This is a genomic window from Paracoccus sp. MC1854 (genome assembly GCF_014164635.1).
In the GTDB taxonomy this organism is placed as follows: domain Bacteria; phylum Pseudomonadota; class Alphaproteobacteria; order Rhodobacterales; family Rhodobacteraceae; genus Paracoccus.
On the sequence record NZ_JACJFU010000122.1, the window covers coordinates 1 to 1,066 of the forward strand.

At 64.4% G+C, this 1,066-nt stretch carries 2 protein-coding genes; both read right to left on the reverse strand.

The features are described from left to right. Positions 1-286: 286 nt before the first annotated feature. Positions 287-544 (reverse strand): hypothetical protein, encoded by a 258-nt coding sequence (locus H5395_RS18375; RefSeq protein WP_182793985.1) that lies wholly within the window; start codon positions 542-544, stop codon positions 287-289. Between the two features lie 209 nt (positions 545-753). Beyond that, positions 754-981, reverse strand: a complete 228-nt coding sequence (locus tag H5395_RS18380) for a head-tail adaptor protein (protein ID WP_370576510.1) — start codon at positions 979-981, stop codon at positions 754-756. Between the last annotated feature and the right edge of the window lie 85 nt (positions 982-1,066).

Below are 1,066 nucleotides of genomic sequence, written 5' to 3' on the forward strand. Positions count from 1 at the left end.
GCAGATCCTCGGGCCGCTTGCAGCCCTTCAGCAACTCGTCCAGCAGCTCGTTGGAAATCGTCATCGTCCTTGCTCCTCTCAGGAAGCATGGACCGGGTCAGTCATACACAGAAGATCAGACACTCTCGAGGCGCACTTCCGAGACTGCTCGTGCAGTACGGCATAGTCGCTCATCATCTCCGCCAGCACCGAGCGTTCAGGCAGCAGCAAGAGCTCGTCGGCCGCACGCGCCTGGAGACCGCGACTGTACTCCACGGCCGGCGGACATGCAGACATGCCGCCATGTTCAGAACCGACCGTCGCTCAGCCGCTCAGCGAGCTCGTCGCGAGAACGAGGGCGGCGAGCCGCAGCCTCCAGCATCTGGCGTTGGACGTCATTGGTCTTCTCCGTTGCCTCAAGGCGTTCGGCGGGGCGGCCAGCGCGCTCGCCGGACCGACGAGGCGAAAGCAGGAACAGGAGCACGCCGAGCACATTAGTGCCGTATCGCAAAATGGCCCGCATCCACGGGCTCGTGGCGATACCGGTGAGCAGCCAGGCGATCACCGCCGCCCCCCTTCCAGCCTTCGATGCGGGCATATATCGTGACCGCTATCCCAATGAGCGCCACGGCGATGAACACATACCGGAGCGTGGCGAGATAATGCACGAGCAGGTCGCGACACCCGCCGCGCAACCGCCCTTCATGGTGCGGCTGCCCGCCAGCGCTGCGCGCGCAATCGATCCTAGGCACGGTTCTCGGCGGGCTTACATCATCATCCCTCGGCCAGTACCTCGAAAAACCCGCCATCCTCGCTGGGCCTTGGGTCCTCCTTGAGATCGAAGATCACCCCTCCAACCACGGCGCGCCATTCCGAGGTGATCCCCTCGCTCTGCGCGGACCGCCGCACGGTGATGATGACCGGTGCCTTCGATACGAGTCTCGCCTGCATGACGGCTTCTGCTGCGCGACAAACAGGATGAGATTCCGCGTCAACCTGGATGAGACGCCGCGGTGGGCATGTGACGGAGGAGGGCGTAGCCCCGACCGGAGGCGCACGCCCACCGCAGCGGGCATTTTGCGTCTGT